The sequence below is a fragment of the Pseudomonas sp. CCC3.1 genome (assembly GCF_034347405.1).
In the GTDB taxonomy this organism is placed as follows: Bacteria; Pseudomonadota; Gammaproteobacteria; order Pseudomonadales; family Pseudomonadaceae; genus Aquipseudomonas.
Map to the genome: position 1 here is coordinate 3381062 of NZ_CP133778.1, position 26944 is coordinate 3408005.

Annotated in this window: 18 protein-coding genes, 3 tRNA genes and 1 pseudogene; 5 read left to right on the forward strand and 17 right to left on the reverse strand. The window is 57.4% G+C overall.

Going from position 1 to position 26944, the window contains the following annotated elements; all coding sequences use genetic code 11:
- Positions 1–66 precede the first annotated feature (66 nt).
- The gene (locus RHM56_RS14905; protein ID WP_322233370.1) at positions 67–2103 is read right to left on the reverse strand and encodes an NADPH-dependent 2,4-dienoyl-CoA reductase; all 2037 of its coding nucleotides are present in this window, start codon (positions 2101–2103) and stop codon (positions 67–69) included.
- 210 nt (positions 2104–2313) lie between these two features.
- Here RHM56_RS14905 and RHM56_RS14910 point away from each other — a divergent pair, with 210 nt between their 5' ends.
- A complete protein-coding gene (locus tag RHM56_RS14910) occupies positions 2314–3444 on the forward strand; it encodes a carbon-nitrogen hydrolase family protein (RefSeq protein WP_322233372.1) in 1131 nt (376 codons plus the stop codon).
- Between the two features lie 4 nt (positions 3445–3448).
- Positions 3449–4545 (forward strand): annotated as a pseudogene (locus tag RHM56_RS14915) (AraC family transcriptional regulator).
- Between the two features lie 186 nt (positions 4546–4731).
- On the opposite strand, the gene RHM56_RS14920 reads toward RHM56_RS14915, so the two are convergent.
- From RHM56_RS14920 to RHM56_RS14995, 16 genes are all read right to left on the reverse strand, one after another.
- Positions 4732–5700 (reverse strand): DUF2242 domain-containing protein, encoded by a 969-nt coding sequence (locus RHM56_RS14920; protein WP_322233374.1) that lies wholly within the window; start codon positions 5698–5700, stop codon positions 4732–4734.
- Between the two features lie 337 nt (positions 5701–6037).
- Positions 6038–6114: transfer RNA gene (locus RHM56_RS14925), tRNA-Asp, on the reverse strand.
- A gap of 101 nt (positions 6115–6215) precedes the next feature.
- Positions 6216–6292: transfer RNA gene (locus RHM56_RS14930), tRNA-Asp, on the reverse strand.
- A 55-nt stretch (positions 6293–6347) separates the two neighbouring features.
- Positions 6348–6423 (reverse strand) — tRNA-Val (locus RHM56_RS14935).
- A gap of 94 nt (positions 6424–6517) precedes the next feature.
- Positions 6518–7297 (reverse strand): SDR family oxidoreductase, encoded by a 780-nt coding sequence (locus RHM56_RS14940; protein WP_322233376.1) that lies wholly within the window; start codon positions 7295–7297, stop codon positions 6518–6520.
- Positions 7294–8505 (reverse strand): O-succinylhomoserine sulfhydrylase, encoded by a 1212-nt coding sequence (locus RHM56_RS14945; protein WP_322233378.1) that lies wholly within the window; start codon positions 8503–8505, stop codon positions 7294–7296. Before RHM56_RS14945 ends, RHM56_RS14940 begins: the two co-directional genes overlap by 4 nt.
- A gap of 96 nt (positions 8506–8601) precedes the next feature.
- Positions 8602–10107: an amidophosphoribosyltransferase gene (purF, locus tag RHM56_RS14950; RefSeq protein WP_322233380.1), complete on the reverse strand. Its 1506-nt coding sequence runs from the start codon at positions 10105–10107 to the stop codon at positions 8602–8604.
- Between the two features lie 41 nt (positions 10108–10148).
- Positions 10149–10706 carry a CvpA family protein gene (locus RHM56_RS14955; RefSeq protein ID WP_322233382.1) on the reverse strand — a complete coding sequence of 186 codons (558 nt, stop codon included), beginning with the start codon at positions 10704–10706 and terminating at the stop codon, positions 10149–10151.
- A gap of 106 nt (positions 10707–10812) precedes the next feature.
- Complete coding sequence (locus RHM56_RS14960; protein ID WP_322233384.1) at positions 10813–11448, reverse strand: SPOR domain-containing protein; 636 nt, start codon at positions 11446–11448, stop codon at positions 10813–10815.
- On the reverse strand, positions 11432–12739 hold the full coding sequence (gene folC / locus RHM56_RS14965; protein ID WP_322233386.1) for a bifunctional tetrahydrofolate synthase/dihydrofolate synthase: 1308 nt from the start codon (positions 12737–12739) through the stop codon (positions 11432–11434). Before folC ends, RHM56_RS14960 begins: the two co-directional genes overlap by 17 nt.
- On the reverse strand, positions 12736–13656 hold the full coding sequence (gene accD / locus RHM56_RS14970; protein ID WP_322233388.1) for an acetyl-CoA carboxylase, carboxyltransferase subunit beta: 921 nt from the start codon (positions 13654–13656) through the stop codon (positions 12736–12738). The genes folC and accD overlap by 4 nt, the downstream gene beginning before the upstream one ends.
- Before the next feature lie 270 nt (positions 13657–13926).
- Positions 13927–14550, reverse strand: coding sequence for a phosphoribosylanthranilate isomerase (locus RHM56_RS14975; protein ID WP_322233390.1), 624 nt, complete (start codon positions 14548–14550; stop codon positions 13927–13929).
- Between the two features lie 63 nt (positions 14551–14613).
- A complete protein-coding gene (gene truA / locus RHM56_RS14980) occupies positions 14614–15438 on the reverse strand; it encodes a tRNA pseudouridine(38-40) synthase TruA (RefSeq protein ID WP_322241786.1) in 825 nt (274 codons plus the stop codon).
- Between the two features lie 303 nt (positions 15439–15741).
- Positions 15742–18135: a FimV/HubP family polar landmark protein gene (locus RHM56_RS14985; protein ID WP_322233392.1), complete on the reverse strand. Its 2394-nt coding sequence runs from the start codon at positions 18133–18135 to the stop codon at positions 15742–15744.
- Between the two features lie 178 nt (positions 18136–18313).
- A complete protein-coding gene (locus tag RHM56_RS14990; protein ID WP_322233394.1) occupies positions 18314–19324 on the reverse strand; it encodes an aspartate-semialdehyde dehydrogenase in 1011 nt (336 codons plus the stop codon).
- Positions 19325–19450: 126 nt separating this feature from the next.
- Positions 19451–24121, reverse strand: a complete 4671-nt coding sequence (locus tag RHM56_RS14995; RefSeq protein WP_322233396.1) for a dermonecrotic toxin domain-containing protein — start codon at positions 24119–24121, stop codon at positions 19451–19453.
- 386 nt (positions 24122–24507) lie between these two features.
- Here RHM56_RS14995 and RHM56_RS15000 point away from each other — a divergent pair, with 386 nt between their 5' ends.
- From RHM56_RS15000 to RHM56_RS15010, 3 genes are read left to right on the forward strand one after another with little or no spacing between them, the layout of a single operon-like run.
- On the forward strand, positions 24508–24741 hold the full coding sequence (locus RHM56_RS15000) for a hypothetical protein (protein WP_416194858.1): 234 nt from the start codon (positions 24508–24510) through the stop codon (positions 24739–24741).
- Complete coding sequence (locus RHM56_RS15005; RefSeq protein ID WP_322233398.1) at positions 24707–25999, forward strand: phospholipase D-like domain-containing protein; 1293 nt, start codon at positions 24707–24709, stop codon at positions 25997–25999. Before RHM56_RS15000 ends, RHM56_RS15005 begins: the two co-directional genes overlap by 35 nt.
- Entirely contained in the window at positions 25999–26877 is an 879-nt protein-coding gene (locus RHM56_RS15010; protein ID WP_322233400.1) for a tetratricopeptide repeat protein, read from the forward strand. The genes RHM56_RS15005 and RHM56_RS15010 overlap by 1 nt, the downstream gene beginning before the upstream one ends.
- Positions 26878–26944: the final 67 nt, after the last annotated feature.

Here is a 26944-nt window from a genome sequence, read left to right on the forward strand (position 1 = left end):
GCGATCTTTGACTTTCAAGATCAACAGATCGCGAGACAAGCTCGCTCCTACAGTTTTGGCGGTGGTTTACAACTCGGCAGCCAATCGCGAGCCCTGGTTGATCGCGCGCTTGGCATCCAGTTCAGCCGCGACATCGGCGCCGCCAATCAAGTGCACGTTCTGCCCGGCAGCCAGCAGGCCATCTTGCAGTTCGCGCAGCGGGTCTTGACCGGCGCAAATGACGATGTTGTCGACTGCCAGCAACTGCGGCTCGCCTTCGCCAATACGGATGTGCAATCCGTCATTGTCGATGCTCAGGTATTCAACGCTGTTGAGCATTTGCACGTGCTTGTTTTTCAAGCCGGTGCGATGGATCCAGCCGGTGGTTTTACCCAGTCCGTCTCCCACCTTGCTCTTTTTACGCTGCAACAAAAACACCTGCCGCGCTGGCGCATGCACTTCAGGCTTGATGCCGGCCACGCCGCCACGGGCTTCGAGGTGGGTATCGATGCCCCACTCGCGCCAGAAGGCTTCGCGGTCCTGGCTGGTGGCCACGCCCTGTTGCACCAGGAACTCGGACACGTCAAAACCGATGCCGCCCGCACCGATGACGGCGACGCTGGCTCCCACCGGCTTGCGCCCAAGGATCACGTCCAGGTAGCTCAGCACCTTAGGGTTGTCGATACCCGGGATCGCCGGGGTTCGCGGCGCAATACCAGTAGCCAGGATGATTTCGTCAAACTCGCCCGCCACCAGTTGCTGCACGTCCACCCGAGTATTGAGGCGCAGCTCAACGCCCGTGGTTTGCAGCTTGCGCTTGAAGTAACGCAGGGTTTCGAAGAACTCTTCCTTGCCCGGCACGCGCTTGGCGACGTTGAACTGGCCGCCAATCTCACTGGCCGAATCAAACAGCGTGACCTGATGCCCACGCTCAGCCGCCACCGTCGCCGCCGATAGCCCGGCAGGCCCGGCGCCGACCACGGCGATTTTCTTCACGGCGAGGGTCGGCAGGTAGTTGAGCACCGTTTCATGGCAGGCGCGCGGGTTAACCAGGCAACTGGTCAGTTTGCCGCCAAAGGTGTGGTCCAGACACGCCTGGTTACAGCCGATGCAGGTGTTGATTTCATCGCTGCGCCCAGCCGCCGCCTTGTTGACGAACTCAGGATCCGCCAGAAATGGCCGCGCCATGGACACCATGTCGGCGTCGCCCTCGGCCAGAATCTGCTCGGCGATTTCCGGGGTGTTGATGCGGTTGGTGGTGATCAGCGGCACATTGACCGAACCGCGCAGCTTGGCCGTGACTTTGCTGAAGGCACCACGTGGCACTTTGGTGGCAATGGTCGGAATACGCGCTTCGTGCCAGCCAATGCCGGTGTTGATCAAGGTCGCGCCAGCCTGCTCCACGGCCTTGGCCAGTTGCACGATTTCATCCCAGACGCTGCCACCTGCCACCAGATCGAGCATCGACAGGCGATAAATAATAATGAAGTTCGGGCCCACCGCTTCACGCACCCGGCGCACGATTTCAATCGGCAGACGCATGCGGTTTTCATAGCTGCCCCCCCAGCGGTCGGTGCGATGGTTGGTTTGCGCGGCAAGGAACTGGTTAATGAAATAACCTTCGGAGCCCATGATCTCAACGCCGTCATAACCGGCGCTTTGCGACAGTTGGGCGCAGGTCACGAAGTCGCTGATCTGCTTCTCGATGCCCGCTTCGTCCAGTTCTTTGGGGGTGAAGGGGTTGATCGGTGCCTGAATCGCGCTAGGCGCCACTTGACGCGGGCTGTAGGCATAGCGCCCGGCGTGAAGGATCTGCAGGCAGATCTTGCCGCCCGCATCGTGCACGGCGCGGGTCACCACCCGGTGTTTTTCCGCTTCTTCAGGCGTGCTCAGTTTGGCCGCACCGCTGTACACGCCGCCTTCATCGTTGGGCGCAATGCCGCCTGTCACCATCAGCCCGACACCGCCTTTTGCCCGTTCGGCAAAATAGGCAGCCATGCGTTCAAAGCCTCCGGGCTGTTCTTCAAGCCCCGTGTGCATCGAGCCCATGAGGCTGCGGTTGCGCAAGGTGGTAAAACCCAAATCCAGCGGGGCCATTAAATGCGGGTAGTGAGTGGCGGTCATCAGGATGCTCCGGAACAGGCAATATCACGGAACGCGAGGGCTCTTTGGCTCCCCGTCGTTTATGCCTGGCACAGTAAAGGCCCTATGTGACGTACTCAATGACTCAAACTTACAAATTAATAACCTAAATGAGCACCCCCTCTTGGCAAGCCCTGCCCGGCGACCTACCCTAGTCCTCGAATTCTGCCCACGGTTACCGCTTTATTTCTCATGCGTAAATTATTTGGCTGCACCCTACTGATCGCTCTTGTCGCTTGCGCCGCTGGTTATGGGTACTGGGCTGAACATCGCGAGGTCGGTCACTACTTGTCTGATCTGCGTATCCAACTGGCCGTCAACGATGGCGCGGATCAGGGTCGTGGCAACTTGCTGGGCATCGAACCCGATCTGTCACCGCGTGATTTCCAAAGCCTGGCGCTGGTGCGTTTAAAGCTGTCCGCCTACCTGAACAGTGCCCGCAATGACGGGCTGCTCAACGACAAAACCATTGTGGTCCTGCCTGAGCACATCGGCACCTGGCTGATGTTTCGCGGCGAAAAAAACGAGCTGTACCAGGCCGCCAATTTGAATGAAGCCATGCGCATGCTGGCACTGAGCAACCCGCTGGCCTTCGCCAATGCCTGGTTGCGCGCAGACGGTGACAACCGGACCAACGATGCTCACCTGCGCATGAAAGCCCGGCACATGGCGAGTGATTACCAAAGCCTGTTTGGCGGCCTGGCCAAAGAGTTCGGGGTCACGCTGGTGGCAGGCAGTATCGCCCTGCCCGACCCGCGCATTGAAAACGGCAAGTTGTTGCCGGGCAGCGGGCCGCTGTACAACAGCAGCCTGGTGTTTGGCCGCGACGGCGCACTGCTTGGCCTTCCTCAGCGTCAGTTACTGCCCACTTACGAAGAACAGAGTTATATCCAACCCAGCCCGGACCACCAGTTGAATGTGGTCGATACCCCGGCCGGACGGCTGGGGATCTTGATCGGCAGCGACAGCTGGTACCCCGAGAACTATCAAGCCCTGAATGAGAAAGGCGCGCAGTTGATTGCCGTGCCCGCCTTCATCATGGGCAAGAACACGTGGGAACAACCTTGGGGCGGCTACAAGAGCGTTTCGACGCCCAGCGAAATCAGCCTCAAACCCGGTGAAGTCACCGAAGGTGAAGCCTGGCATCGCCTGACACTGATCAGTAGCGTGCCCAGCAGCACTGCCGAAGCGGGTGTGACCGTGTTCTTGCGCGGCAAGTTTTGGGACAAACGCAGTGCCGGACGTGGTTTTATCAGCCGCAACGGTCAAACCAGTGCCGACACGTACGGCACCGGCGCACAACTGCTGAACGTGTGGCTGTAACGCCGTGAAGCCGCTGCCGATGCGTCTGGGCGACCTTTCTGTCGGTTTTGTTGAATGCCTGGCGGACGCCGTGCGCAGTTATGGGCAAGATCCCCTGCCCTTGCTGGCCCAATACGGCCTGGACCCGGCCCGACTCGCTCAGCCTTCGGCCCGTTTATCGATCCCGCGCTACATGCGCTTGGGGCATGCGGCAATCGCGCTGACGGGTGATTCGGCGCTGGGGTTGCGCATGGGCCAATTGAGTCGCTTGCCTCAGGCGGGGCTGGCAGGTGTCACTGCAGCCCAGGCGCCAACTGTGCGCGAAGCGGCGCGCACGTTAATCCGTTTTGAGCCGCTGTATGGTTCAAACTATCGCGGCCAATCGAGCCTGCACGAAGACGCTCAGGGCGCCTGGCTGCGCTTTTACTCCATCAGCCCGTACAACGCCTACAACCGCTTTGTGGTGGACTCGATCATTGCTGGCTGGCTGCAACAGTTGTCGTCAGTGGCCGCCCAACCCTTGCGCTGCGAACAGATCGACATCGAGTTCAGCGAGCCTGAGTATTCCGAGCACTACAGCCCACTGAGCCGAGTGCCCATCAATTTCCGGGCAGAAACCAACCAGTTGCGTCTCAACCACGCGGCGCTGGATCTGCGCAACCCCGTGCATTGCCCGAGCACCTGGGCTTGCCTGTTGCAAGTGTGCGAACGCGAACTGGAACAACTGACCCGCACCCGCAGCCTGCGCGAGCGCATTACGCAATTGCTGGGGCCTTTGCTCAATGGCGGTCGAGAGCCCGACCTGGAAGAAGTGGCGGCACGTCTGAAGTTGCCGACCTGGACCTTGCGTCGCAAGCTGGCAGAAGAAGGCACGCAGTTTCGCGCGATTCTCAATGACACGCGGCGAGACCTGGCCATGACCTATATCCGCGACACGGAGTTGGCCTTTGGCGAGATTGCCTATCTGTTGGGGTTTGCCTCAGCCGAGGCGTTTCAGAGAGCCTTCAAGCGCTGGAACGCGCAGACTCCAGGAGAGTTCCGTCGTCGCCAGCGTCAATTGGCCTGAATCAAAGCTCAGTTGCGTCGTCAGCAGGCTCTAGAGGGTCTAACTCCGAGGCCTGATACTCGAGCAGTTCTTCTTGATAGTCATCCATGGCTGCATCCTCTTTAAGTCTGTTGGTTCACGTCATGCCTGAGTGGCGCTGGGTATGAGCTTAAGGCGCCCGCATGAAGGTTCAATGACACCTTCACGAGCACTTCCAGCACTGACTTTAAACGTAGCAGACCGCAGAAATTTAGCGCAACCCTTTATTTTGGCGACACAGGCTCTACAACAGCCGGTACAGGGGTAATTGCCGAGTCAGTCTCCGGGGTCGTGGCCGGTTCTGTCTCAGGGGTGGCTGCCTCAGACTTTTTCTCGGCGGCGGGCGAAGCTGCAGGCGATGTCACCGCGGGTGTCGTGGCCGGTGTCGTGAGAGATGGCACAGCGGGCGCATCGGGCACAACAGGTGGCACAACAGGCGTCGGAGCTACCTGAACGTCAACCGGCACGATGGCTGGCGCGTCTACTGGCGGCACGACCGGCTTGGAAGCTTCATGCTCAGTCGTCGTCGGCTCAACGACAGGCGCGGCGGCAGGTACTGGCGTGACCGGGATAACGGCAGGCGCTACCTGAGGCTTGGCGGCGACCGGCTCTGGCACGCCCAGGTCAGCCTTGGGCTTTTCTTCAATATGGGCGGCTTTTTTCACTTCTTTGGGCAAGAACACTTCGACCAGAGAGAAAAAGCGATCGTAGAACTCGGGGGACGACACCGTTTCGCTGGCCACCTTGACCATTGAATCGTCAGACGAGCCAATTGGCATCGACACCGACCCCAGCACACCGACCCCCAGGCTTGCCGAGTTATTGACCTTCTTCAATGCGTAACGGTCTTGCAGCGCGTTGGCAAACATGGTCGCGTGGTGCGCTGAACCGCCGTCATCGGCACACACCACGTTAAAACTGATCTCCAGATGGCTCTCGCCGGTTTGCTGAAAGCTCTTGTGGCCGCTGATCAGTTTGGGATCGTTACTGGTGATGATGTAGCCCTGACTGAGCAATGCCCGACGCGCGGCTTCGCAAGAAGCCTTATCGGTAACCGGGTAGTTACGCGAGAACGTGCCTGAGTCGTCGAAGTTTTCATGTTCGTAAATCGCTGTCTTCTTCGACGAACAACCTGCGAGGCCGGCCAGCAAAAGGGCCACTACCACGGTACGCAAGGGGAATGACATGGGCATTGAAAATCCTGAAGAGAACGGAACGGGGCGTATTGTGCATCAGTTCGTGATTTAAGCGCGCAGTTTGATTGGATGAAATGTGGCAACGCTTTTGGTGCGTGAGCAGGCTTGTAGCCGCTGACGAGGTACGAGGCTGCGATGCGGGCCGCAGGACAGCCGTCCGGGATCGCTTCGCAATCCCTCGCAGCCTCAGTCTTCGGCAGCGGCTACAGGGCGTTATGTGTGCACACCGGAGCTGCCGAAGGCTGCGATCTGTTTGAATCGCAGGCACAAAAAAAGCGACCCTCAGGTCGCTTTCTTTGTAGCTTCAGAGAGTTCAAGGGCTCTGAAGCAAATATGGCGCAGCGGACGGGACTCGAACCCGCGACCCCCGGCGTGACAGGCCGGTATTCTAACCGACTGAACTACCGCTGCGTATCGCTCGGACTTGCGTCCGTTTGAAACTTTTAAACCTGTGATCGAAGAGCTTCGGTGCTTTTCAATCGCAAGCCAGGCGAACCTGACTTGTACAAATATGGCGCAGCGGACGGGACTCGAACCCGCGACCCCCGGCGTGACAGGCCGGTATTCTAACCGACTGAACTACCGCTGCGCGTCGGTTGGTAGCTTCGTTAAAAGCGACCTTCTCTTTCGAGAAACTCAAGAAGTGGTGGGTGATGACGGGATCGAACCGCCGACCCTCTGCTTGTAAGGCAGATGCTCTCCCAGCTGAGCTAATCACCCTTTGCTTCGTTGAGGCCGCGAAATTTACGCACCTATCGAAGCTAAGTCAAGGACAAGGTTGAGTTTTTTTCTAAAAAAGCAAAAAAACAGACCGCTACTCGCCATAAACCATTTTCTTGCTCATGCCGCCGTCGACCACAAACTCCTGCCCAGTTACAAATCCGGCATTGCGCGACAGTAGCCACGCAACCATGGCAGCAACGTCTTCCACGGTGCCTGCACGGCCTGTCGGATGCTGGGCGTGATCAGCGTCGGTTAACGGCTCTGCACGCCTGACAGAGGGGTCACGGGCATCAATCCAGCCCGGACTCACGGCATTGACCCGGATCTCCGGCCCAAGGCTGATTGCCAGTGCGTGGGTCAACGCCAGCAAGCCGCCCTTGCTCGCCACATAAGCCTCAGTATCGGGCTCTGATTGGCGGGCACGGGTAGACGCAAGATTGACGATCGAACCGCAATGCGCACGCAAGTAAGGCGCGCAGTGCTTGGCCAACAGCATCGGCCCGGTCAGGTTGACCGCCAGCACGCGGTTCCAGTGCGCTAGGTCGAGGCTTTCGAGGGTCATGTTGTGCGGGTCGGCAATCGCGGCATTGGACACCAAAGCGTCCAGTCGACCGAACTGCCCCAACACTTGTGCCACGCACTGGATCACATCCGCCTCGACCGACACATCCATGGCCACAAACCAGGCGCTTTCACCCAGCGCCTTGACCACTTTGGAGCCTCGGGCGCGGTCAATGTCGGTCAGCACCACTTGCCAGCCTTCGCTGATCAGCCATGCCGCAATCCCCAGGCCAATACCCCGCGCAGCGCCTGTTACCAGCGCTACACGGCCATTGCCTTCAATCGGTGCTTGAGGAGCCCATTCGGTCACAGTGCGGCCAAGCCTCGCGCCAGGTCTGCTTGCAGGTCAGCCACATCTTCCAGGCCGACCGCGATGCGGATCAGGCTGTCACGAATGCCCGCGGCTTCACGCTCTTGTGGCGCCAGACGACCATGGGAAGTGGTCGCCGGGTGGGTGATGGTGGTTTTGCTGTCCCCCAGGTTGGCCGTGATCGAGATCAGGCGCGTGGCATCGATAAAGCGCCAGGCGCCCTCTTTGCCGCCTTTGACTTCAAAACTGACCACTGCCCCGAACCCGCGCTGCTGGCGCTGGGCCAACGCATGCTGCGGATGGCTCTTGAGGCCTGCGTAATGGACTTTCTCGACGCCGTCCTGCTGCTCCAGCCACTCAGCCAGGGCTTGAGCGCTGGCGCAGTGCGCACGCATGCGCAGGTTCAAGGTTTCCAGCCCCTTGAGGAAGATCCACGCATTGAACGGGCTCAGGGTCGGCCCGGCCGTACGCAGGAAACCGACGACTTCTTTCATCTGCTCGCTGCGACCGGCAACCACACCGCCCATGCAACGCCCCTGGCCGTCGATGAACTTGGTGGCCGAGTGCACAACGATGTCGGCACCCAACTTGACCGGCTGCTGCAACGCAGGCGTACAGAAGCAGTTGTCGACGACCAGCAGCGCACCCTTGGCGTGAGCAATTTCTGCCAGCGCACTGATGTCTACCAGTTCAGCCAACGGGTTGGACGGAGACTCGACAAACAGCAATTTGGTGTTGGGCTTGATCGCCGTATCCCAACCCGCCAGTTCGGCCAGCGGGACGTAATCAACCTCGACGCCGAAACGCTTGAAATACTTTTCAAACAGGCTGATGGTCGAACCAAAGACGCTGCGCGAGACCAGAATGTGGTCACCGGCGCTGCACAGGCTCATCACCACCGACAAAATGGCGGCCATGCCGGTTGCCGTGGCAACGGCCTGCTCTGCCCCTTCCAGTGCCGCGATGCGCTCTTCGAACGCACGCACAGTGGGGTTGGTGTAACGCGAATAAACGTTGCCAGCCACCTCGCCCGAGAACCGCGCAGCGGCATCGCCAGCCGTGCGGAACACATAGCTTGAGGTGAGGAACATTGCATCACCGTGCTCGCCTTCTGGCGTACGGTGCTGGCCGGCACGCACAGCCAAGGTGTCGAACGCTACGCCCTCAAGGTCGCTATCCAGCCGACCGGCATCCCAATCCTGACTCATGCTGCCCACTCCTTGCCTTGTATTGATGACGTTGTATCAGCTTGCTTTCGATAAGAGAAATGCAAACCGGCCCATCAGGGCCGGTTTGTTGAACGCTTAATTGTTGTACAGGCCTATCGTTGCCCCGACACCTTGAGCAACCACCTTGGAGGCATCGTTGCGCGCACGCTCGATACGGTCCAGGTAGTTCTCATCGATGTCGCCCGTCACGTACTTGCCGTCGAACACAGCACAGTCGAACTTCTCGATCTTGATCTTGCCGCCACCGACCGCTTCGATCAGGTCTGGCAGGTCTTGGTAGATCAACCAGTCAGCGCCGATCAGATCAGCCACGTCCTGGGTCGTGCGGTTGTGTGCGATCAGTTCGTGCGCGCTTGGCATGTCGATGCCGTACACGTTCGGGTAACGCACAGCCGGGGCTGCCGAGCAGAAATAAACATTCTTGGCGCCGGCTTCGCGGGCCATTTGAATGATCTGCTTGCAGGTGGTGCCACGCACGATCGAGTCATCAACCAGCATCACGTTCTTGCCACGGAACTCCAGTTCGATGGCGTTGAGCTTCTGGCGCACGGATTTTTTACGTGCAGCCTGGCCCGGCATGATGAAGGTACGACCGATGTAACGGTTTTTAACGAAGCCTTCGCGGAACTTGACGCCCAAGTGGTTCGCCAACTCCAGTGCCGCAGTACGACTGGTGTCGGGAATCGGGATAACCACGTCGATGTCGTGATCCGGACGCTCGCGCAGGATCTTGTCAGCGAGTTTCTCGCCCATGCGCAGACGCGCCTTGTAGACCGAAACGCCGTCGATGATCGAGTCCGGGCGCGCCAGGTACACGTGCTCGAAGATGCACGGGGTCAGTTGCGGGTTTACCGCGCACTGACGGGTGTGCAGCTTGCCGTCTTCGGTGATGTAGACCGCTTCGCCCGGCGCCAGGTCGCGAATCAGGGTAAAGCCCAGCACGTCGAGCGAAACGCTTTCGGAAGCGATCATGTACTCGACGCCTTCATCGGTGTGACGCTGACCGAAGACGATAGGACGGATGCCGTTCGGATCGCGGAAACCGACGATGCCATAACCGGTGATCATCGCTACCACGGCATAACCGCCGCGGCAGCGGTTGTGCACGTCAGTGACCGCTGCGAATACATCTTCTTCGGTCGGCTGCAATTTACCGCGCTGCGCCAATTCATGGGCGAAGACGTTCAGCAGCACTTCCGAATCAGAGTTGGTGTTGACGTGACGCAAGTCAGATTCGTAAATCTCCTTGGCCAGTTGTTCAACGTTGGTCAGGTTGCCGTTGTGCGCCAGAGTGATGCCATACGGCGAGTTGACGTAAAACGGCTGAGCCTCAGCTGAAGTCGAGCTACCTGCAGTCGGGTAGCGCACGTGACCAATGCCCACGTGTCCGACCAGACGCTGCATGTGACGCTGATGAAACACATCACGCACCAACCCGTTGTCCTTGCGCAGAAATAACCGGCCGTGATGGCTGGTTACAATACCGGCAGCATCCTGGCCGCGGTGCTGGAGGACGGTTAGCGCGTCATACAGCGCCTGATTGACGTTCGACTTACCGACGATACCGACGATGCCACACATGCGACGCAACCCCTACTTAATGGATCTGAACTGAACACCGCTCACTTGGACTGGGTAGCCGGCAAGAGATGTTCCTTGAACGGAATATCAGCGGGTACGCTGATACCGCTGGCCAACCATTGACTACTCCACCCCAAAATGAGGTTTTTCGACCAATCGGCAACCAATAGAAATTGTGGCATGAGCCTCGACTCTTGCCACCACGAGTCTTGCTGTACCGGCCCAAGGCTCAGGAGCCCGACTGCCACGACCACCAGCAGCGCGCCACGCGCAGCGCCGAAGACCATGCCAAGAAAACGATCGGTCCCGGACAGGCCGGTGACGCGAATCAGTTCGCCGATAAGAAAGTTGATCATTGCGCCGACCAGCAAGGTGGCGACAAACATGATGGTGCACCCGGCGATGACACGGGCGGAAGGTGTTTCGATGTATCCGGCGAGGTATTGAGACAGCGAACCGCCGAACATCCAGGCGACGACTCCGGCAATGATCCAGGTGCACAGCGACAGCGCTTCTTTTACGAAGCCGCGCTTTAAGCTGATCAAAGCGGAAATGGCGATAATTGCAACGATCGCCCAGTCAACCCAGGTAAATGGCACAGTTCAGCCTACAGACGGATAAGGCGGCGCATTTTAGCAGAGCGCCGCCTCTCAAGTCAGGCGATTTATCAGCGCTTTGGCGATCAGATATCACCTTTTTATGCGCTTAACCGCGTTCAGGCTGGAAGCGCACCACAAAACCTTTGAGATTCTGCTGTTTATCAAGCACATCACGCAGACGATCAGCCTCGGCACGCTCAAGCAAGGGGCCGACAAAAACCCGATTCATCCCGCCCGAAGACCGAACGTAAGCGTTATAACCTTGATTACGAAGGGTTTTTTGCATGGCATCGGCGCTGGCGCGATTAGACAGGCTCACCAACTGAATCGACCAACTGATGGGCAAACCGTTGGGATCTACCCGCTTTTGCGTGGTATCCAGCTTGGCCGGTGCCTGTGCAACGGCTTGCGCCGGCGTGACGGCCGGTGGCTTGGTCGCAGCAACTGCAGGCTTGCTGACCACAGGAGCAACGGGCGCTGCTGCCGGTTTGTGCGGCGCAACCACTTCAGGCTCAACCGGTGGCGCCGGCTCTTCAGCAATGGCCTGCGGCTCAGGCACAGGGACGGGCTCGACCTTGACTTCAGGCATCACCGGCATCTGCGGAGCTGTTGGCGCATCGACCTGAATCTGACGCTCTTCGTCCTGGCGCGAAAACAGCATCGGCAGAAAGATCACCGCCAATGCGATCAATACCAGCGCACCGACCATCCGTTGCTTGAATACTTTATCCAGCAATGCCATTTGCAGACTCCTCCGTGGCACGCCGCTCCAGCCACTCAAGCGCCTGGGCGACACAAAAAAACGATCCAAACAACAGAATTTCATCGTGCGCTGCAGCGCGCTCGCACTGCGCCTCAAGTGCTGCATCAACACTGTCGTAAGGCGCAACAGAAGCGTCCAGACGCTGTAACGCAGCCTGCAACTCAGCCACCGGACGCGTACGCCCAGTGTTCAGCGGCGCCACAGCCCAGTGATCGACAACGCCGACAAGCTGCGACACCACGCCGTCCAGATCTTTGTCTGCCAGCAGCCCAAACACCGCCAGGCGCTTGCCAGCCACTGGACGCTGCTGCAGGCGTTTCAGTAAATATTCGGCTGCATGGGGGTTATGGCCCACATCAAGCAGCAGATTCACGGTTTTGCCGTGCCAGTTGACCTGGCGACGATCCAGGCGACCGGTCATTTTGGTCGCCTGCAACGCCTCGACAATCCGCTCAGGCTGCCATGGCAACTCAGTCAGCGCATAAGCCTGCAAGGCCAGGGCTGCGTTCTCCATGGGTAAATCCAGTAACGGCAGGTCACGCAATTCAAGCGCCTGCCCTTTCGCGTCTCGACCCTGCCAATGCCAAACCGAGCCCGCCACGCCCAGATTGAAATCGCGCCCGCGTACAAAAAGCGGGCAACCCAGCTCTTGAGCTTTGTCGAGCAAGGGCTGAGGAGGGTCCAGATCACCACACAGAGCAGGTTTACCTGCGCGGAAAATGCCGGCTTTTTCGTAGGCCACGGATTCACGGGTATTACCTAGGTACTCCACGTGATCCACGCCAATGCTGGTGATCAGCGCCAGATCAGCGTCAACCAGATTGACCGCGTCCAGGCGTCCACCCAAACCGACTTCCAGCACGACAGCATCAAGCTGCGCACGCTCAAACAGCCAAAAAGCCGCCAGCGTGCCCATTTCAAAGTAGGTCAGCGAGGTCTCGCCACGCCCGGCATCCAGGGCCGCGAAAGCCTCGCAAAGCAGTTCGTCCGACACCTCAGCACCGTCGATCTGCACACGCTCGTTGTAGCGCAGCAGGTGCGGCGAGCTATAAACCCCGACCTTGAGACCTTGCGCCCGCAGCATTGACGCTACAAACGCACAGGTCGAGCCTTTGCCGTTGGTACCCGTGACCGTCACCACCCGAGGCGCGGGCTTTTGCAAGCCCATGCGGTTCGTTACCTCTCGTGCGCGATCCAGCCCCATGTCGATGGCGGATGGATGCAACTGTTCAAGATAGGCGAGCCACTCGCCAAGGGTGCGCCGGGTCATAGGTTCACAGGGGCCGGTGGAACAACAATGGCTTCAACAGGCGCGGCGACAAACACAGGTGTCGGCAAGCCCATCATTTGTGCAAGCAGGTTACCCAGACGCGGACGCAGTTCCTGACGGGAGATGATCAGGTCGATGGCGCCATGCTCCAGCAGGAACTCGCTGCGCTGGAAGCCTTCTGGCAGTTTTTCACGAACGGTCTGCTCGATCACACGCGGACCGGCGAAACCGATCAGCGCCTTTGGCTCAGCCACGATCACATCACCAAGCATCGCCAGACTGGCCGAAACACCGCCGTAGACCGGGTCGGTCAGCACCGAGATAAACGGAATACCTTCTTCGCGCAGACGCGCCAGTACCGCAGAGGTCTTGGCCATTTGCATCAGCGAGATCAGCGCTTCTTGCATGCGAGCACCGCCGGAAGCGGCGAAACAGATCATCGGGCAGCGGTTTTCAAGGGCGTAGTTGGCGGCACGAACAAAACGCTCACCAACGATGGCACCCATCGAGCCACCCATGAAGGAGAACTCAAACGCCGAAACCACAACCGGCATGCCCAACAGGGTGCCGCTCATGGAAACCAGTGCGTCTTTCTCGCCGGTTTGCTTTTGCGCGCCGACCAGACGGTCCTTGTACTTTTTGCTGTCGCGGAATTTAAGACGGTCAACGGGCTCCAGATCAGCGCCCAATTCGTTACGACCGTCAACATCCAGGAAAATATTGATGCGGGCACGTGCGCCAATGCGCATGTGGTGATTGCACTTGGGGCAAACGTCCAGGGTCTTTTCCAGCTCTGGACGATAAAGCACAGCGTCGCAAGACGGGCATTTGTGCCACAGGCCTTCAGGTACCGAACTCTTTTTGACCTCGGAACGCATGATCGAAGGAATCAGCTTGTCTACCAACCAGTTGCTCATGCTTTCTTTCTCCAGTACCGGTGACCTGAACACTGACGTTCAGGCCCCGTGTATGCCCTTGAGCTAAATTCATTAGGTGTGCGGCGATGATTGGGGGAGTAGCGGTCAGCACAGGGCAAACCAGCGTAAATCCCGAAACCCTCAGCCCTCCCGGCAACACGCTGCAGAGCGCTTGCCGCTTTAATTTCTGCCCGTCAAACCACCGGGCCCGCATGCTTCACACAGCGGTAATGATGGACGGCGGCAGGCTGCCAACGGTCACATCCAGCATCAGTTTGTTGCACGCACCGCCTGCATAAAGGCGCGGATCTTATCGTGATCCTTGATGCCTTTGCTCTTTTCTACGCCGCCACTCACATCCACGGCGTAAGGCCGCACCTGAGCAATGGCCTGCGTCACGTTCTCGGCGCACAAGCCGCCAGCCAAAATGATCGGTTTGCTCAGGCCCTCAGGTATCAATGACCAGTCAAATGCCAAGCCAGTTCCGCCGGGCACGCCTTCAACGTAGGTATCGAGCAAAATCCCGCTCGCACTGGCATAGGCGTTACAGGCTGCTGCAATGTCATCGCCCGCCTTAACTCGCAGCGCCTTGATGTAGGGCCGGTGATAACCCTCGCACTGCTCCTGGGTTTCATCGCCGTGAAATTGCAACAAGTCGAGCGGTACCGCGTCCAGTGTTTCGTTCAGCTCACAGGCGCTGGCATTCACAAACAGGCCAACGGTGGTCACAAACGGCGGCAACGCCGCAATGATTGCGCGCGCCTGCTGGGCAGTAACGGCACGTGGGCTTTTCGCATAAAACACAAAGCCAATCGCATCAGCCCCGGCGGCCACGGCGGCCAGTGCGTCATCTATGCGGGTAATCCCGCAGATCTTGCTGCGAACGGCTGACATGTTAGCGATACCCCTTAGCACACCTTTGAAAGTGCCGGATGTTAACAAATGCTTACCCGGCCGTCAGCCGTCGAGTTCGCTAAAACCGGTCAAGAAATGCGGGCCAATGTAACGCTTGGGCAACGGGAACTCGTCGCGGTATTCCACCTGCACCAGATACAGGCCGTAAGGATGCGCAGTCACACCGCCCGAGCGACGCTCACGGCTCTCCAGCACTTCCTTGATCCATTCAACTGGGCGCTCACCCGAACCGATGGTCATCAGCACCCCGGCAATGTTGCGCACCATGTGATGCAAAAAGGCGCTGGCGCGGATATCCAGCACGATCATCTGGCCATGGCGCGTGACGCGCAGGTGGTGCATTTCCTTGATCGGAGACTTGGCCTGGCATTGCCCGGCCCGGAATGCACTGAAATCGTGTACACCCAGCAAATACCGCGCGGCCTCAGCCATGCGCTCGACGTCCAGCGGGCGATGGTTCCAGGTAATTTCCTGATTCAGGTGGGCCGGGCGAATCGGATCGTTATAGATCACATACCGATAACGCCGGGCGATTGCCTTGAAGCGCGCATGAAAATCCGCGGGCATGACCTTGGCCCACGTAACACTGATGTCGTGGGGCAAATTGATATTAGCGCCCATGACCCAGGCCTTCAGCGATCGCTCGGCCTGCGTATCAAAGTGCACCACTTGCCCGCAGGCGTGCACACCAGCGTCGGTACGCCCGGCACACATCAATGAAACCGGCGAATCGGCCACTTTTGAGAGCGCGTTCTCCAGGGTTTCCTGGACGGTCAGGACGCCATTGGCCTGACGTTGCCAGCCGCTGTAGCGCGAACCTTTGTATTCCACGCCCAGCGCGATTCGGAAAAAGCCTTCGGCGGCCATTTCGGCTGCGGGGTTATCTATATTTGCCAAGGAGTAACAGCCTGCTGATAAACGCAAAAGCGGCCATTATAAGGCGCACTGGCCAAGACGCCATGAAACAAATTGCAGGAGCCTGGCCGAGCTTGTAGCCGCTGAGGAGCGAAGCGAGGCTGCGATCGAGGACGCAGTCCTCGCAAATTCGGGCATTGCGGTGAATCTGATGCGCCGCGTAATCCGATCTTGCGGCTGCTTCGCAACCGATCGCAGCCTCGCTTCGCTCCTCAGCGGCTACAAAGCCTGATGTACCCGCTCACAGGGCTTTTATCACGCCAGGCGCGCAATCATTTCCAGCGCTTGCGCCTGTTGGTCCGGGTTGCCCTCGCCCATGACTTCGGTCAGAATATCGCGGGCACCTTCGTCGTCGCCCATGTCGATATAGGCCTGGGCCAGATCAAGTTTGGTCGCCGCTTCGTCCGTGCCCGACAAGAAGTCGAACTCCGGCTCTTCGTCAGCCCCCGCAAACGGCTCGGCCATCGCGGGTTCTTCAAGGCTCTGCGACAAGCGCTGCAACTCGGCATTGACCTTGTCCAGTTCGACCGAAAAGCTGTCCGGCGCCTCGGGTGCAGGCGCCTCGTGCGCCAGCGACAAGTCAAAATCGGCTGGCAAGTCCAGGTCAAAATCAGACGCAGCCTCAAGCGCCGCTTGCGTTTCAGCTTGCTGTTCGAGCACCGCTTCAAAGCTCTGTTCGTGGTCGCGGGCCAGTTTGCCGACGCTCTGTTCAGGCGATACCACAGCCGGTGACGCTGCTTCGAGGTCATCAAGGCTCAAATCGAAATCGTGATCGAACGCTTCAACCGCAGGCGTAACAACGGGTTCTGGCTTCGCTTCGGGCTGCGGTGTAACCACACGGTCGTCACGCATCATTTCCTTGACGAAGTCAGCCTGGAATTGAGAGGCCACCGCGGCGGTCACGATCCCGGCCGCCACCGCCACCATGCCCGGATAACGAAGCTTGAGCTGCGCCACCTCGGCGTGATTTTTACCATTGGCGATCAATTGGCGCTCTTGAGCGATAAAGGCATCGCGCTCTCCCAGCTCGCCATACACCTGCATCAATTTGAGACGCAGGTCACTGCGCTGTGGCGATTGTCTGACCGCACCCTCAAGCAATCCGGCCGCCTCATGCAACTGCTGCTGCTCGATCAGTTGCTCGGCTTCAACCAGCACTTCTGCACCAGACCTGGCCACCGACACCGGGGCAACCGGGGCAACCAACGGCACCGGTGTTGGGGCGGTGTCAAGCTTGACACTCGGCGGCGGCACTTCAAGGCCTTCAAAGCTGCTGTCCGGCATGTCCAGGTCAGCCGAAAATTCTGGCTCTTCTTCAAGCGCCCGCGCCATGCGCGCGTGCCGCTCAGCTGCTTGCTGCGCCTTGCGCCGACGAAGTAGCAGCAACAGAAGCAACAGTAACAAGACCGCAGCGCCGCCCACCAACGCGGCCATTAGCGGACTGCCCAACAAGTCCTGGATTTTGCGCTCTTCACTTGGCGTTGCGCCGCCTTCAGGTGTCGGCGCCACCGCTGTGGCCGGCGCACCTTCGACGGCTGCAGCAATATCGGCTTCCGGGGAATCAGCGGCCTCGCTCGCCAATTGCGCTGGCAGCACGGCTGCCGGTTCAGCAGGCGCCGAAGCATCACCCTGCAATTTGGCCAACTGATTGTTTTTCAATTCGATCAAGCGTTGCAACTTGTCGACCTGGCTTTGCAGGTCTTGTACGCGGCTTTGCAGCTCGGCACTTTCACGACGGCTGGTGTCCAGGCTTTCCTGGGTCATGGCCAGCTTGTCATTGAGATTCTTCGCGTCCCCGCCAGCACCTTTACCCGCCTGCCCTGCCACCAGACTCAGACCATCCGCAGCAACAGGTTTGGCCTGGGTCACGGTGGCCGGCTTGCGGCTGCTGGCATCCAGCTGTTGGGCTCGCGGCGCGGTGCGACGGCCACTGCGCCAGTCAGCGTTCTGCGCCGCAACTTCAGACACGGCCTTGGCTTGAGACAACTCGACACTTTGGGCCGTGTCCGGCAAGCGCAGCACTTTGCCGGTTTTCAGGCGGTTGATGTTGCCGTCGATAAAGGCGTCAGGGTTAAGGGCCTGAATCGCCAGCATGGTCTGCTGGACCGAGCCGCCGTTACGCGCCTTCGCGGCGATTTCCCACAAGGTGTCACGGGACGTCGTGGTGTGTTGCGCCGGTGCACTGGCACCCGAAGCCGCCGCAGCGGTTGCCGTGGTCGCCGAAGCTGCGGCTGCGGTTTGCGGCGAGAACTTGGCTGGGTCCAACAGTACGCTGTAGTCGCGCATCAAGCGGCCATTGGGCCACATCACTTGCACCAGAAATTTTACGAAAGGCTCGGTCAGCGGCTGGCTGGAGGTCACGCGCAGCACGCTTTTGCCATTGGCGTTGATCACCGGGGTAAAACGCAAGTCATTCAGGTAGGAAGGACGCGGCACCCCGGCCTTGTTGAATTCGTCCGCCGGGGCCAGGCTCGGCACCACTTCAGCGGCACTCAGATCCTTGACATCCAGCAACTCGATTTCAGCCAGCAGTGGCTGGTTCTGAGTCGACTTCAGGGTCAGCTCTCCGAGCCCAAGCGCCTGCGCCATACCGGATGACAGCGCCGAAGCGGCGGCTATTGCTAACACTAATTTGCGAACCTGAACCATAGCCTCTTCCTTATGGGTACAGACCTCGTCCCACGAGATCTGTAGAGCTGCTGCCTGATGACAGGTCCGGGGGCTTTTACCTCCCGACACGCTGCCTCATTGAATCTGTAAGCCCTGACAGCAGCTTGACTGCGACGCCGGCTCTGGAATCCTGCTAAAAATTGACGCCAAGTATCTTTTACAGCGGGTCTTTTATCAACAACTCAGCCAGTTGCACGGCATTCAGCGCGGCGCCTTTGCGTACGTTATCTGACGTCAGCCAGAGATTTAGTTCCCGGGTGTCATCCACGCCGTGACGTACTCGGCCGACATACACCACATCCTGACCGACTGCATCCCCTACCGCCGTCGGGTAATCGCCCGCTTCAACCAGTTCGATTCCGTCGCCTGCTTCAAGGGCAGCATTCACCGCATCCAGGTCGACGGGCGCAGCCAACTGCACCGAGACACTATAGCTATCGCCAAAAAACACCGGCGCTTGAACGCACGTTACCGAAACCTTCAATCCAGGCATGCCCAGCACTTCGCGCAGCTCTGTGACCAAGCGTTTTTCCAACGGCACATGACCTTGCGTATCCGGCTTGCCAACCTGCGCCAACACATTAAAGGCCATCTGGCGATCAAAGAAACGGGTCTCCAGCGGGTGCAGATTCAACAGTGCGGTGGTCTGACGGGCTAATTCGGACACAGCTTCACGGCCTTGAGCCGAAACCGCCAGACACGCCGTTACCGTGACCCGCTGTATATCGACCACGCCGCGCAACGGCGCCAGCACCACGGCCAGGGCGGTGGCAGATGGGCTTGGACTGCTGATTTGTACCGGCTTTGGCAAACCGGCCAAAATCTGTGCATTGGACTCAGGTACCACCTGTGGCGCCTGGGCTGAAGGCAGTGCGCCCGACAAGTCGATCACCCTGCAGCCAGCGGCATTGGCTTTGGCCGCAAAGCTCAAAGACACGGCAGGCCCCGCCGCAAAAAAAACTAATTGGACTTTGCTGAAGTCGAACTCGTCGACCTCACGCACTCTGACGTTTTTACCTCGAAACGGCACCGAACTGCCGGCCGACTCGCTACTGGCCAGCAGATGCAAGTTCGCAACCGGGAAGTCGCGTTCTTCAAGGATTTGCACAATAGTTTCGCCGACAGTGCCGGTGGCGCCGACGACGGCGATATCAAAGGACTGGTTCATGGATCTACCTCAGGCGAAACGTGGGGAGGCGCACTTTAACTGCCCGGCGTAAGCCAGGCAATTAAAGCGGTGGATGAGGTGACGCCATAGCCTTACGACTGCGTTGCAGTCGCATGCTGGCGTGCATTAATGATTATCAAGGGGCAAAAACCAGCGCTCTACAAGGTCTTTGCCGATCACGCCGTGATACACGTTGACGGTGGCCTGAGGGCTTTTCGACTTTTTGAGCTGCGAGTAATAGCTTTCTCTGCGTTGGGACTTGAGCTTCAAATGGGCCACGCCGTAGTTTTCCTTTGGCGTTTCCGCCTCCGCATAGTGAATGTGGGCATACCAAAGCGGGGCACCCTTCTTGTCATTGATCGCGTATTCCTGAATGAAGTCTTGACGTTCGCCGGCCAGTTTTATCCGCGCACCCAACCCCGCTATCTGCACACGGTCTTGGTCAAGCAGATACTGAAGGTTGCCGTGAGTGGGAGGCAATTCAAGGCTCAACTGGATGCGCAGTTCCTTGCCTTTCTCCGTCAAGCGCGTAGCGCCACTGCGCAGGTTTTCGACCAAGACCAGGTCCGATTGCACAACTGTATTTAGAGGCTGAGCATCGATGGCTTTGCTGAGTTCTGCCGCCAAGCGATTGAGGCGATCTGCCTCGTGCTGAAGAACTTCTTGAACTTCCTGTGGGTATCTGGAAATTTTTTTATATTCCTCAGCCCTGCGCAGATGCTTATCGAGGTCAGCGTAGCCTTTGCGAGCCTCACCTTTGAGGATATCGAGGGGCCGTGTGGCGGAAGGGGCCATAGGCGTCACTACTTTTATTTCGTCCCAAACCTCGCCGTGTTCTGAATAAGTGCCGAGTAGCTGATCGTTTTCTTCAGACCGAACTTCGACGACTTCAACAGGCCACTCGCCCCCCGCCGGTATTAACTTGCCAATCAACCGCCCACTGTTGCGGGTTTTAATAATTCGTTTTGGGGCACCCGTTGTCGGCGCACGGTGGGGCTTGTCCGGCAATTCAGCCGCCTTGGCACCCGGTTTAATCTCGGCAGCCATTTTTTTTGCGACGTCTTGGTAAAGGCCATCCAGCATCGTGATTATTTTGTTGAAAAAAACGCTGTCCAACTCATCCGCCCTGAGAATACCCAAGCCGCGCAAGGCATCCAGCGATTGAGCATAGAAATCGACGAGACTGCTCACTACCTCCAGGCTTTCACCGCTGCTGAAATCAAACGTATTGAGCTCCACATGAGTACTGATAAGTTTTCTCACCGGCGTGACGAGCCCCTCCAGCGTTTCAACCAACGCCGTATTACGTTGCCACTCTTTAACACTGGGTTTTATCAACCAATTCAAATAAGAATTTTTAATCGAGACATCATAAAAATCCACGTTGGTTCTCTTGAGACTCACGTCTTCGAGAGAACTCTCATACCGTTGCATCCCCGCCTGATCCAGACGTTCCAGATAGCGAGCCCTGAGTTCAAGCGTGGCAATCATCTTTTCATAAATATCGATATAGGCCTTCATGACCTGATCAAACCGTAGAGTGTTAGAGCTGCTAGCCATCTCCAATACTCTAAAAGGAACACCCTTCAAGTCATGGTCATAAATAACCAGAAGATGGTTGCATTCAGTCGCCAGAGCCAATATGCGGTCATCAATATCGTATTTCTTTACATCCGGAAACAGGCTTTTGAACTCATCGAGATTCGCCAGCAACAGAAGGTATGAGTCGATCAATTGCTGGGTGGCACTCTCGGCTTTACGGCGATACACACTGCGTTGTTCTTCAGTAAAACGTGGATCTTTTTCAGCACGCTCCATCACGGATATCGAGACCTGGAATGTTGCATTCATCTTCGGCGTCTCTTCGTTGAGCTTTTCCCACTGGTCCAGCAGTTCCTGTCTTCGCGCGTTTTTTGTCTCACGCAAAGCCTGCAATCGAGCCTTCGGCATGCCGCCAGATAAACGCAGGCGCAAATCCAGGGACCATCGACCGTCCCCACTGGACTTCAAATAGGGGCCAAAATGATTGCCGTCCGCGGGGTCAACAATCACGACGCCTTCGAGCCCTACATCGATCTCATACAACGTGTCTTCAACCAAGGCATGCCATTTATTGTCAATCACATAAAGCCCCTTGCGAGGCTCATCAGCACGTGGGTTGTGCAAGATCGGCTGCGGCATTTGGGCAGGCTTATTGACCTCGAAACGGGACAGCATTTTCCTTTGATTGGGCGTCAACCGATTTTGAGAACTGGCAAAACTGAAATCCAGAGGCGTGCTCTGTACATCAGGCAATTCACCTGGAAAGGCAACCGCTCCTGCACTCACACGCGGCGATGGCAGTTCTGGCCACCGGTCAGCGCTGCGTTCAGGTGCCCGAGGTTTCACCACCTGCTCCCTGACACCATCGGCCAGCAATGGGCGTGCGGGAACCGACGCTGGGAGCGGGAACAGCACCATGGCCAGATTAAGCAGTAGATCGACCAGCCCAAGCTCGCGAGTGATCGGATCTTGGCTGTTGAGTGCCGGAATGTCCTTGATGGCTGCCAGCAGCATGACTGATAGCCCTACAGTCAGCAGAGTGGGAACACTCAAAAAAGGCAGCAGCACGAGGTTGAAGATCAGGTTGGTTCGTTCAAGCAACACACCCCAGCGGCTTTCGGTGTTGGATACAGAGTCTCTTTCAGCCTGACTCACCAGAGCACTTGCATTGCTGATATAGAGAAACTGCAATAGCTTGCCGTTGTGCAAATATTGCAACAACTCGTCGCTGGCGCCATCGACAGACAGCGTGGCAGGTTGCGGCACTTCCAGAGGCGAGAAATCGCTGCCCAGTCCAAAACGTACGTAATGGGGCTCCTGGAAACCGCCATTGTCGTAGATCGGGCGGGCGACGTTGCTCAACCAGACCAGCACACTGGTTTGCAGCTCTCCCGGCTGAGCAACCGCCTCCAGCAGCGCGGCGCGAGTGGCGAATTCATGCAGCGCTTGATGGTAGAACGGCCGATAGAGCAGGTGCGGGCCGACACTCATATCCGCGGGTTCAATGATGAACATATTGTTGACCACATCCGGGGCTGCGCCAGACTTGCGGACCATTGCCAGATGCCGAATGACCACCGGCACGCCATCGACCTGACGGTCGGCAGCGTCGCTCTGCATCAAGGCTGCGACATAGCGTGCTCCGTGCGGGCTGAGGCCGTTTTCCTTCTTGAGACTGAGTTCCAACGCCTGCAAGGGCAAATACGCACTGATTTGCTCCGCAAACAATTGTTCACGCTTGCGCGCATCACTCGTAGTGCCTAACAGCAGACTCTGGAGCCTCTCTGGATACACCTTGCCGATGTCCACCCGCTCAATCAGACCATTGCTGCTGATGATGTAGTCGGGCGTCAGCCAAACAGGCAATGCCAGCCCGTGTGAATGTTTCAGGCTTAACACCCCCTCCGGCCGCCCCACCAGGTTTTTCAGCGCAAGCTCGGTCAGGCTCATGATCACCGTTTCAGTGACAGGGATCGCATTGGGGAAGCCGGCTGCGGAAAAGAATGTCAACTCGACATGATCAGGGTTAAACGCCTCGACAGAGACATGGCGGGATGAATCAAGCTCCAGACGCTCCTGGTCGAGCTGCATCTGCTGCGTCAAGACATCGATCGCAAATGAGCGAATATCTGCAATACCGCTGAGAAAGGTACGGCCCTGGCTGCTTTTCTTGGCGCGAGCCAAGGCCAGGCTGTATTGGCGGTACTGGGATTGCTCGGCGGCAGATGCCTGCCTCAACCAATCAGGTAAATGAGCGTTAAGCATATCGACCGCACGACCATCTGTCGCAGGCGCAGCGAGCAAGTACTGCGCGGGTTCACTGAGGTTCAGACACACCGTTTGCAGCGCCTCGACCCCGACGCGCGCAGGCAATTTCAGAGCGCCCAGGCTCTCCAGCTGCCTACCCAAAATGATCGCGGCTTGAACGTCGAATACATTGCCCTCGAGTTCGTAACGCTTGATACGGACTTCATCAGCCACATAAGCTGCGCCCATGCGCTGCCCGCCGTATTCGATGGCTGCGTCGACGCTGGGAAACGATTTGACAGTGCCATTAGGCCGACACATAAGCACCAGGTGGGCGCGTACCAGCACGATGGATGAAGTCAGCCGGGTACTGCTGGCTTGCGTGCCGATGAGTGTGGATTCCAGGCAATAAACCTGCGCGCAGTGCTCACCGTATTGGAGTACTCGCCCTTCTCGATCAGGGCACAGAATCACTTGGTTGATGGTTTCACGCGCCAAGTCACTCAGATCCTCTTGCTGGATCAAACCAATGCTCAGCGTGTCCTTGAGCACATCGCTGAACCAGCGCCAGCGGCTGACACCCGTATCTGCCTGGCCGGACCAATACTCAGCCAGCGCATTTTGAAAACCTGCGGGCACCGTCCAGGTCAATTCCCTTACCAAGGCGTCAATGACCTTCATATCAAGCAAATCAGGCTCTAGCCAATTGGGTGCGTCATCGCATAGATAGTAGGACTGACCATCGATCATCTCGAGATTCAGCACATTACCGTTGGCCAGGTAATCCATGACCCGTGCCACGAATGGCTGCAATTCCCAGCCACCTCCCACTCGGGGCACGGCCAGTCGGGTACGCGCCAGGTCAATCTTCAGGGTGGGGTATTTTTCGGAAAATGCCGCTGCAAGCAACTGCCGGGTGACACCTTCCAAGGTCGGGCGACCGGCAAACTGTGCCCTGACAGCATTTGCCGTTAAAGCGGATGGGAGGGGCGTGGTGGGCGTAGACATAAAAAGTCCTCGTTAAATGGTGATCGGTCGTGTGGCCGATCACGCATTTACGCGCGGACGCTGCAAGGAAAGGTGCTAGATGGATATATCAAATCATGGCGGCTGAGACAGAAGATCCGGGACTGGAAAGCAGCTTTAAATCGCTTCCGTATTCAGTTTGAAGATCGGCTGTTAACGGTTTAATAGAAATCCCGGTCACACAAAATCAAGGGCACCCTCATACGGACTACATCTAACACCTCCAAACTCCTACCCAATATTCGCCTAAAGCCTTGGCCGGCATAGACTCGCCCTACATCCAGCCTCTACACCGTCCTTGCACACTTGCGCACCGAAAAACCTGACGTTTTGTTACATCAGGACGACCGCAGCGCAAGGAATCGCGGATGTCACGCTCACAGCCCCCGTTTCGTTTCAGCCTGACCCTTGATGGCTTTGCTGACGAGCTTCAGGTCCTGTCGTTCACCGGCAAAGAAGCCATCAGCACGCCCTACGCCTTTGAGCTGGTACTCGTCAGTGAGCGCTCTGATCTGGACCTGGTGGCGCTGCTGCACACCCCCGCCTTTCTGGCCTATGCCGCCGAGGGTGTGGGCATTCACGGGCACATCCATTCATCGTAACTATTGGGACACCGACGCCCATTTGTTTGACGACCGCAGTGCTGGCCGCGACTTGGGTTTTGGCCCTTGGCAAGACATTTCGATGAAGGTCAATGGCCCGGTGCTCACCGACTTGAGCCATAACTTTTCCCAAGCCTGGGACTTGGAAAAGCCTTGGTACAACCGCTGGTTTGGCTACGAATCGCTGCAAGCTGAGCGCAATACACTGCCTGTCCCTGGGGTCGCGACACGCGCCGCCCACAGCGTTGCACAGGTCTGCCGCACCCAGCCGCAAGACAAAGAAACCTCGATTTTGGAGCACTACCTCAAGGCCATCGGCAACGCCACCGACTACGTGTACATGGAAAACCAGTATTTCCGTTATCCGGACTTTGCCAAACGCTTGGGTGACATTGCCAGTACCCGAAAAGCCCGAGGTGTTCCGGGAGACCTGCACCTGTTTGTGGTTACCAATACTCCCGACTCAAAAACGGCTTCAGCCACCACCTACGAGATGCTTCAAGCACTGGGGCAGGAACAACTAATGCCGCAAGTGCAGCGAGACTTGTCCGAAAGTTTGAGCGAATATCAAGAGCAAATTGAACGACTAAACAATAGCGCCAATGCGCATTCATCACCGTTCGCGAACCTCAACCGGCTTAAAAGTATTGAGCGACTGCAAGATAAAATTCAGGCCCTGCGCGACCAAGGTGTGAGCACTCAGGTTGAAGAGCGTATGCGCGACCAGCAACCGGACGACATCCCCGGATTGGCGGAACACATCGACGAAAATGACGATAAACCGTTTCAACTGAGCGACATTCCGGGCCTGAAAGTCGTCATTGCAACCCTCGCCACCAGTGACCCAGCGCCCGGTAGCCCGCCGCCTACACGCTTGTCATCAGAGGCCGAAGCCATACTCAACGCGCCAAGGCTAAAAGCCCGTTACAAACACATCTACGTGCACTCAAAACTGCTGTTGGTGGACGACGTTTACACATTGCTTAGCTCCGCCAATATCAACATCCGTAGCATGCACAGTGATTCGGAGTTGGGCATTGCGCAGCCAAATCCCGAGTTGGCGAAGTCGTTGAGGGAAAAGTTGTGGGGGATGCATGCGGGGGAGGTTAAATCTTCTTCCGTGGGCAATTACCTGCTGTGGAACAAAATGATGAAAATCAACTGGCGAGCAAAAAACAAAGGCTACCCGCTGGCCTCTCACTTACAACGCTTTTGGGATGTTGTCACTCCCTATAGCCCGGATTTTACGGTGGACTAATGTTTATTTTTAAATCTGGCGTACTGTTAATCGCATTAAACTTCGGAGCCCCAGCAATGGCTGAGAGTAGTTCGTTTGTATGCATTCATGAAAAAGACTATCTGCCACTACTCGATCCTGTGGCTGACGCATGGTATCGAGAAGCAGTACAGTTAGCCAAACCAGATACCTTAAGGCCTTGGCACCATATTGTTGAGTTGTATGAAAAAGCAATTGAGCGTAATCATTGGAAGGCCATGCACAATCTTGCTGCGCTATATCGAACTGGCTGGCCGGGCGGTGTTGAAAAAGACACTCAAAGAACGATAGATCTCTATCGGCGAATGATAGAACTCAATATCCCACAAGGCTTTTACAATATGGGAGCCATGATTGGCAATAAGGCTGGGATTACTAATCCTGCGACAGACGGACTTACATACCTGGGCAAAGCCGCCAAGATGGGAAATCCACCCGCACTCACACAACTAGGAAAGCTATATATTTATGTCGCCAATAAAGAGGTGTTGGGCCTTGAATATACGCATTGCGCCGCAGAACAAGGTTATTCGCCTGCCAACTATGAATTAGGCATGTATCATGAATCCGTCACCAAGAACTTCCCCAAATCTTTAATTAACTACCAAATAGCTCTGTCGCGAGGAAATATTGATGCAGCTTTTTACATGGCGAGTGTGTTTGATAAAAAAACACCCCAACATATGGCTCTGTGGTACACCCCGCAAGAGCATCTAAACCAGCTGTATAACGGCTACTACCAACAACTAAAGGCTGACCCCGACCTACGCTTCCCCACACTCATGAAAGACCACCCACTTCCGCCACATCCGACTCAAGGTTTTGACGCAGAAAGGCCCGACTGGAAGCCTGATCAATAACATTAAAAATAGAAGTGCCTTATTTTTTTACCTCACGACCTACCTATCAAATCATCTAAGGTAGACC

Bases quoted from the DNA above. Each gene is read 5' to 3' on its own strand.
- RHM56_RS14975 (WP_322233390.1), bottom strand. From the start codon at position 14,550: ATGTCAGCCGTTCGCAGCAAGATCTGCGGGATTACCCGCATAGATGAC.
- purF (WP_322233380.1), bottom strand. From the start codon at position 10,107: ATGTGTGGCATCGTCGGTATCGTCGGTAAGTCGAACGTCAATCAGGCG.
- folC (WP_322233386.1), bottom strand. From the start codon at position 12,739: ATGACCCGGCGCACCCTTGGCGAGTGGCTCGCCTATCTTGAACAGTTG.
- RHM56_RS14960 (WP_322233384.1), bottom strand. From the start codon at position 11,448: ATGGCATTGCTGGATAAAGTATTCAAGCAACGGATGGTCGGTGCGCTG.
- RHM56_RS14990 (WP_322233394.1), bottom strand. From the start codon at position 19,324: ATGAACCAGTCCTTTGATATCGCCGTCGTCGGCGCCACCGGCACTGTC.
- RHM56_RS14995 (WP_322233396.1), bottom strand. From the start codon at position 24,121: ATGTCTACGCCCACCACGCCCCTCCCATCCGCTTTAACGGCAAATGCT.
- RHM56_RS14920 (WP_322233374.1), bottom strand. From the start codon at position 5,700: ATGCCCATGTCATTCCCCTTGCGTACCGTGGTAGTGGCCCTTTTGCTG.
- RHM56_RS14985 (WP_322233392.1), bottom strand. From the start codon at position 18,135: ATGGTTCAGGTTCGCAAATTAGTGTTAGCAATAGCCGCCGCTTCGGCG.
- RHM56_RS14905 (WP_322233370.1), bottom strand. From the start codon at position 2,103: ATGACCGCCACTCACTACCCGCATTTAATGGCCCCGCTGGATTTGGGT.
- accD (WP_322233388.1), bottom strand. From the start codon at position 13,656: ATGAGCAACTGGTTGGTAGACAAGCTGATTCCTTCGATCATGCGTTCC.
- RHM56_RS15000 (WP_416194858.1), top strand. From the start codon at position 24,508: ATGTCACGCTCACAGCCCCCGTTTCGTTTCAGCCTGACCCTTGATGGC.
- RHM56_RS14945 (WP_322233378.1), bottom strand. From the start codon at position 8,505: ATGAGTCAGGATTGGGATGCCGGTCGGCTGGATAGCGACCTTGAGGGC.
- RHM56_RS15010 (WP_322233400.1), top strand. From the start codon at position 25,999: ATGTTTATTTTTAAATCTGGCGTACTGTTAATCGCATTAAACTTCGGA.
- RHM56_RS14910 (WP_322233372.1), top strand. From the start codon at position 2,314: ATGCGTAAATTATTTGGCTGCACCCTACTGATCGCTCTTGTCGCTTGC.
- truA (WP_322241786.1), bottom strand. From the start codon at position 15,438: ATGGCCGCCGAAGGCTTTTTCCGAATCGCGCTGGGCGTGGAATACAAA.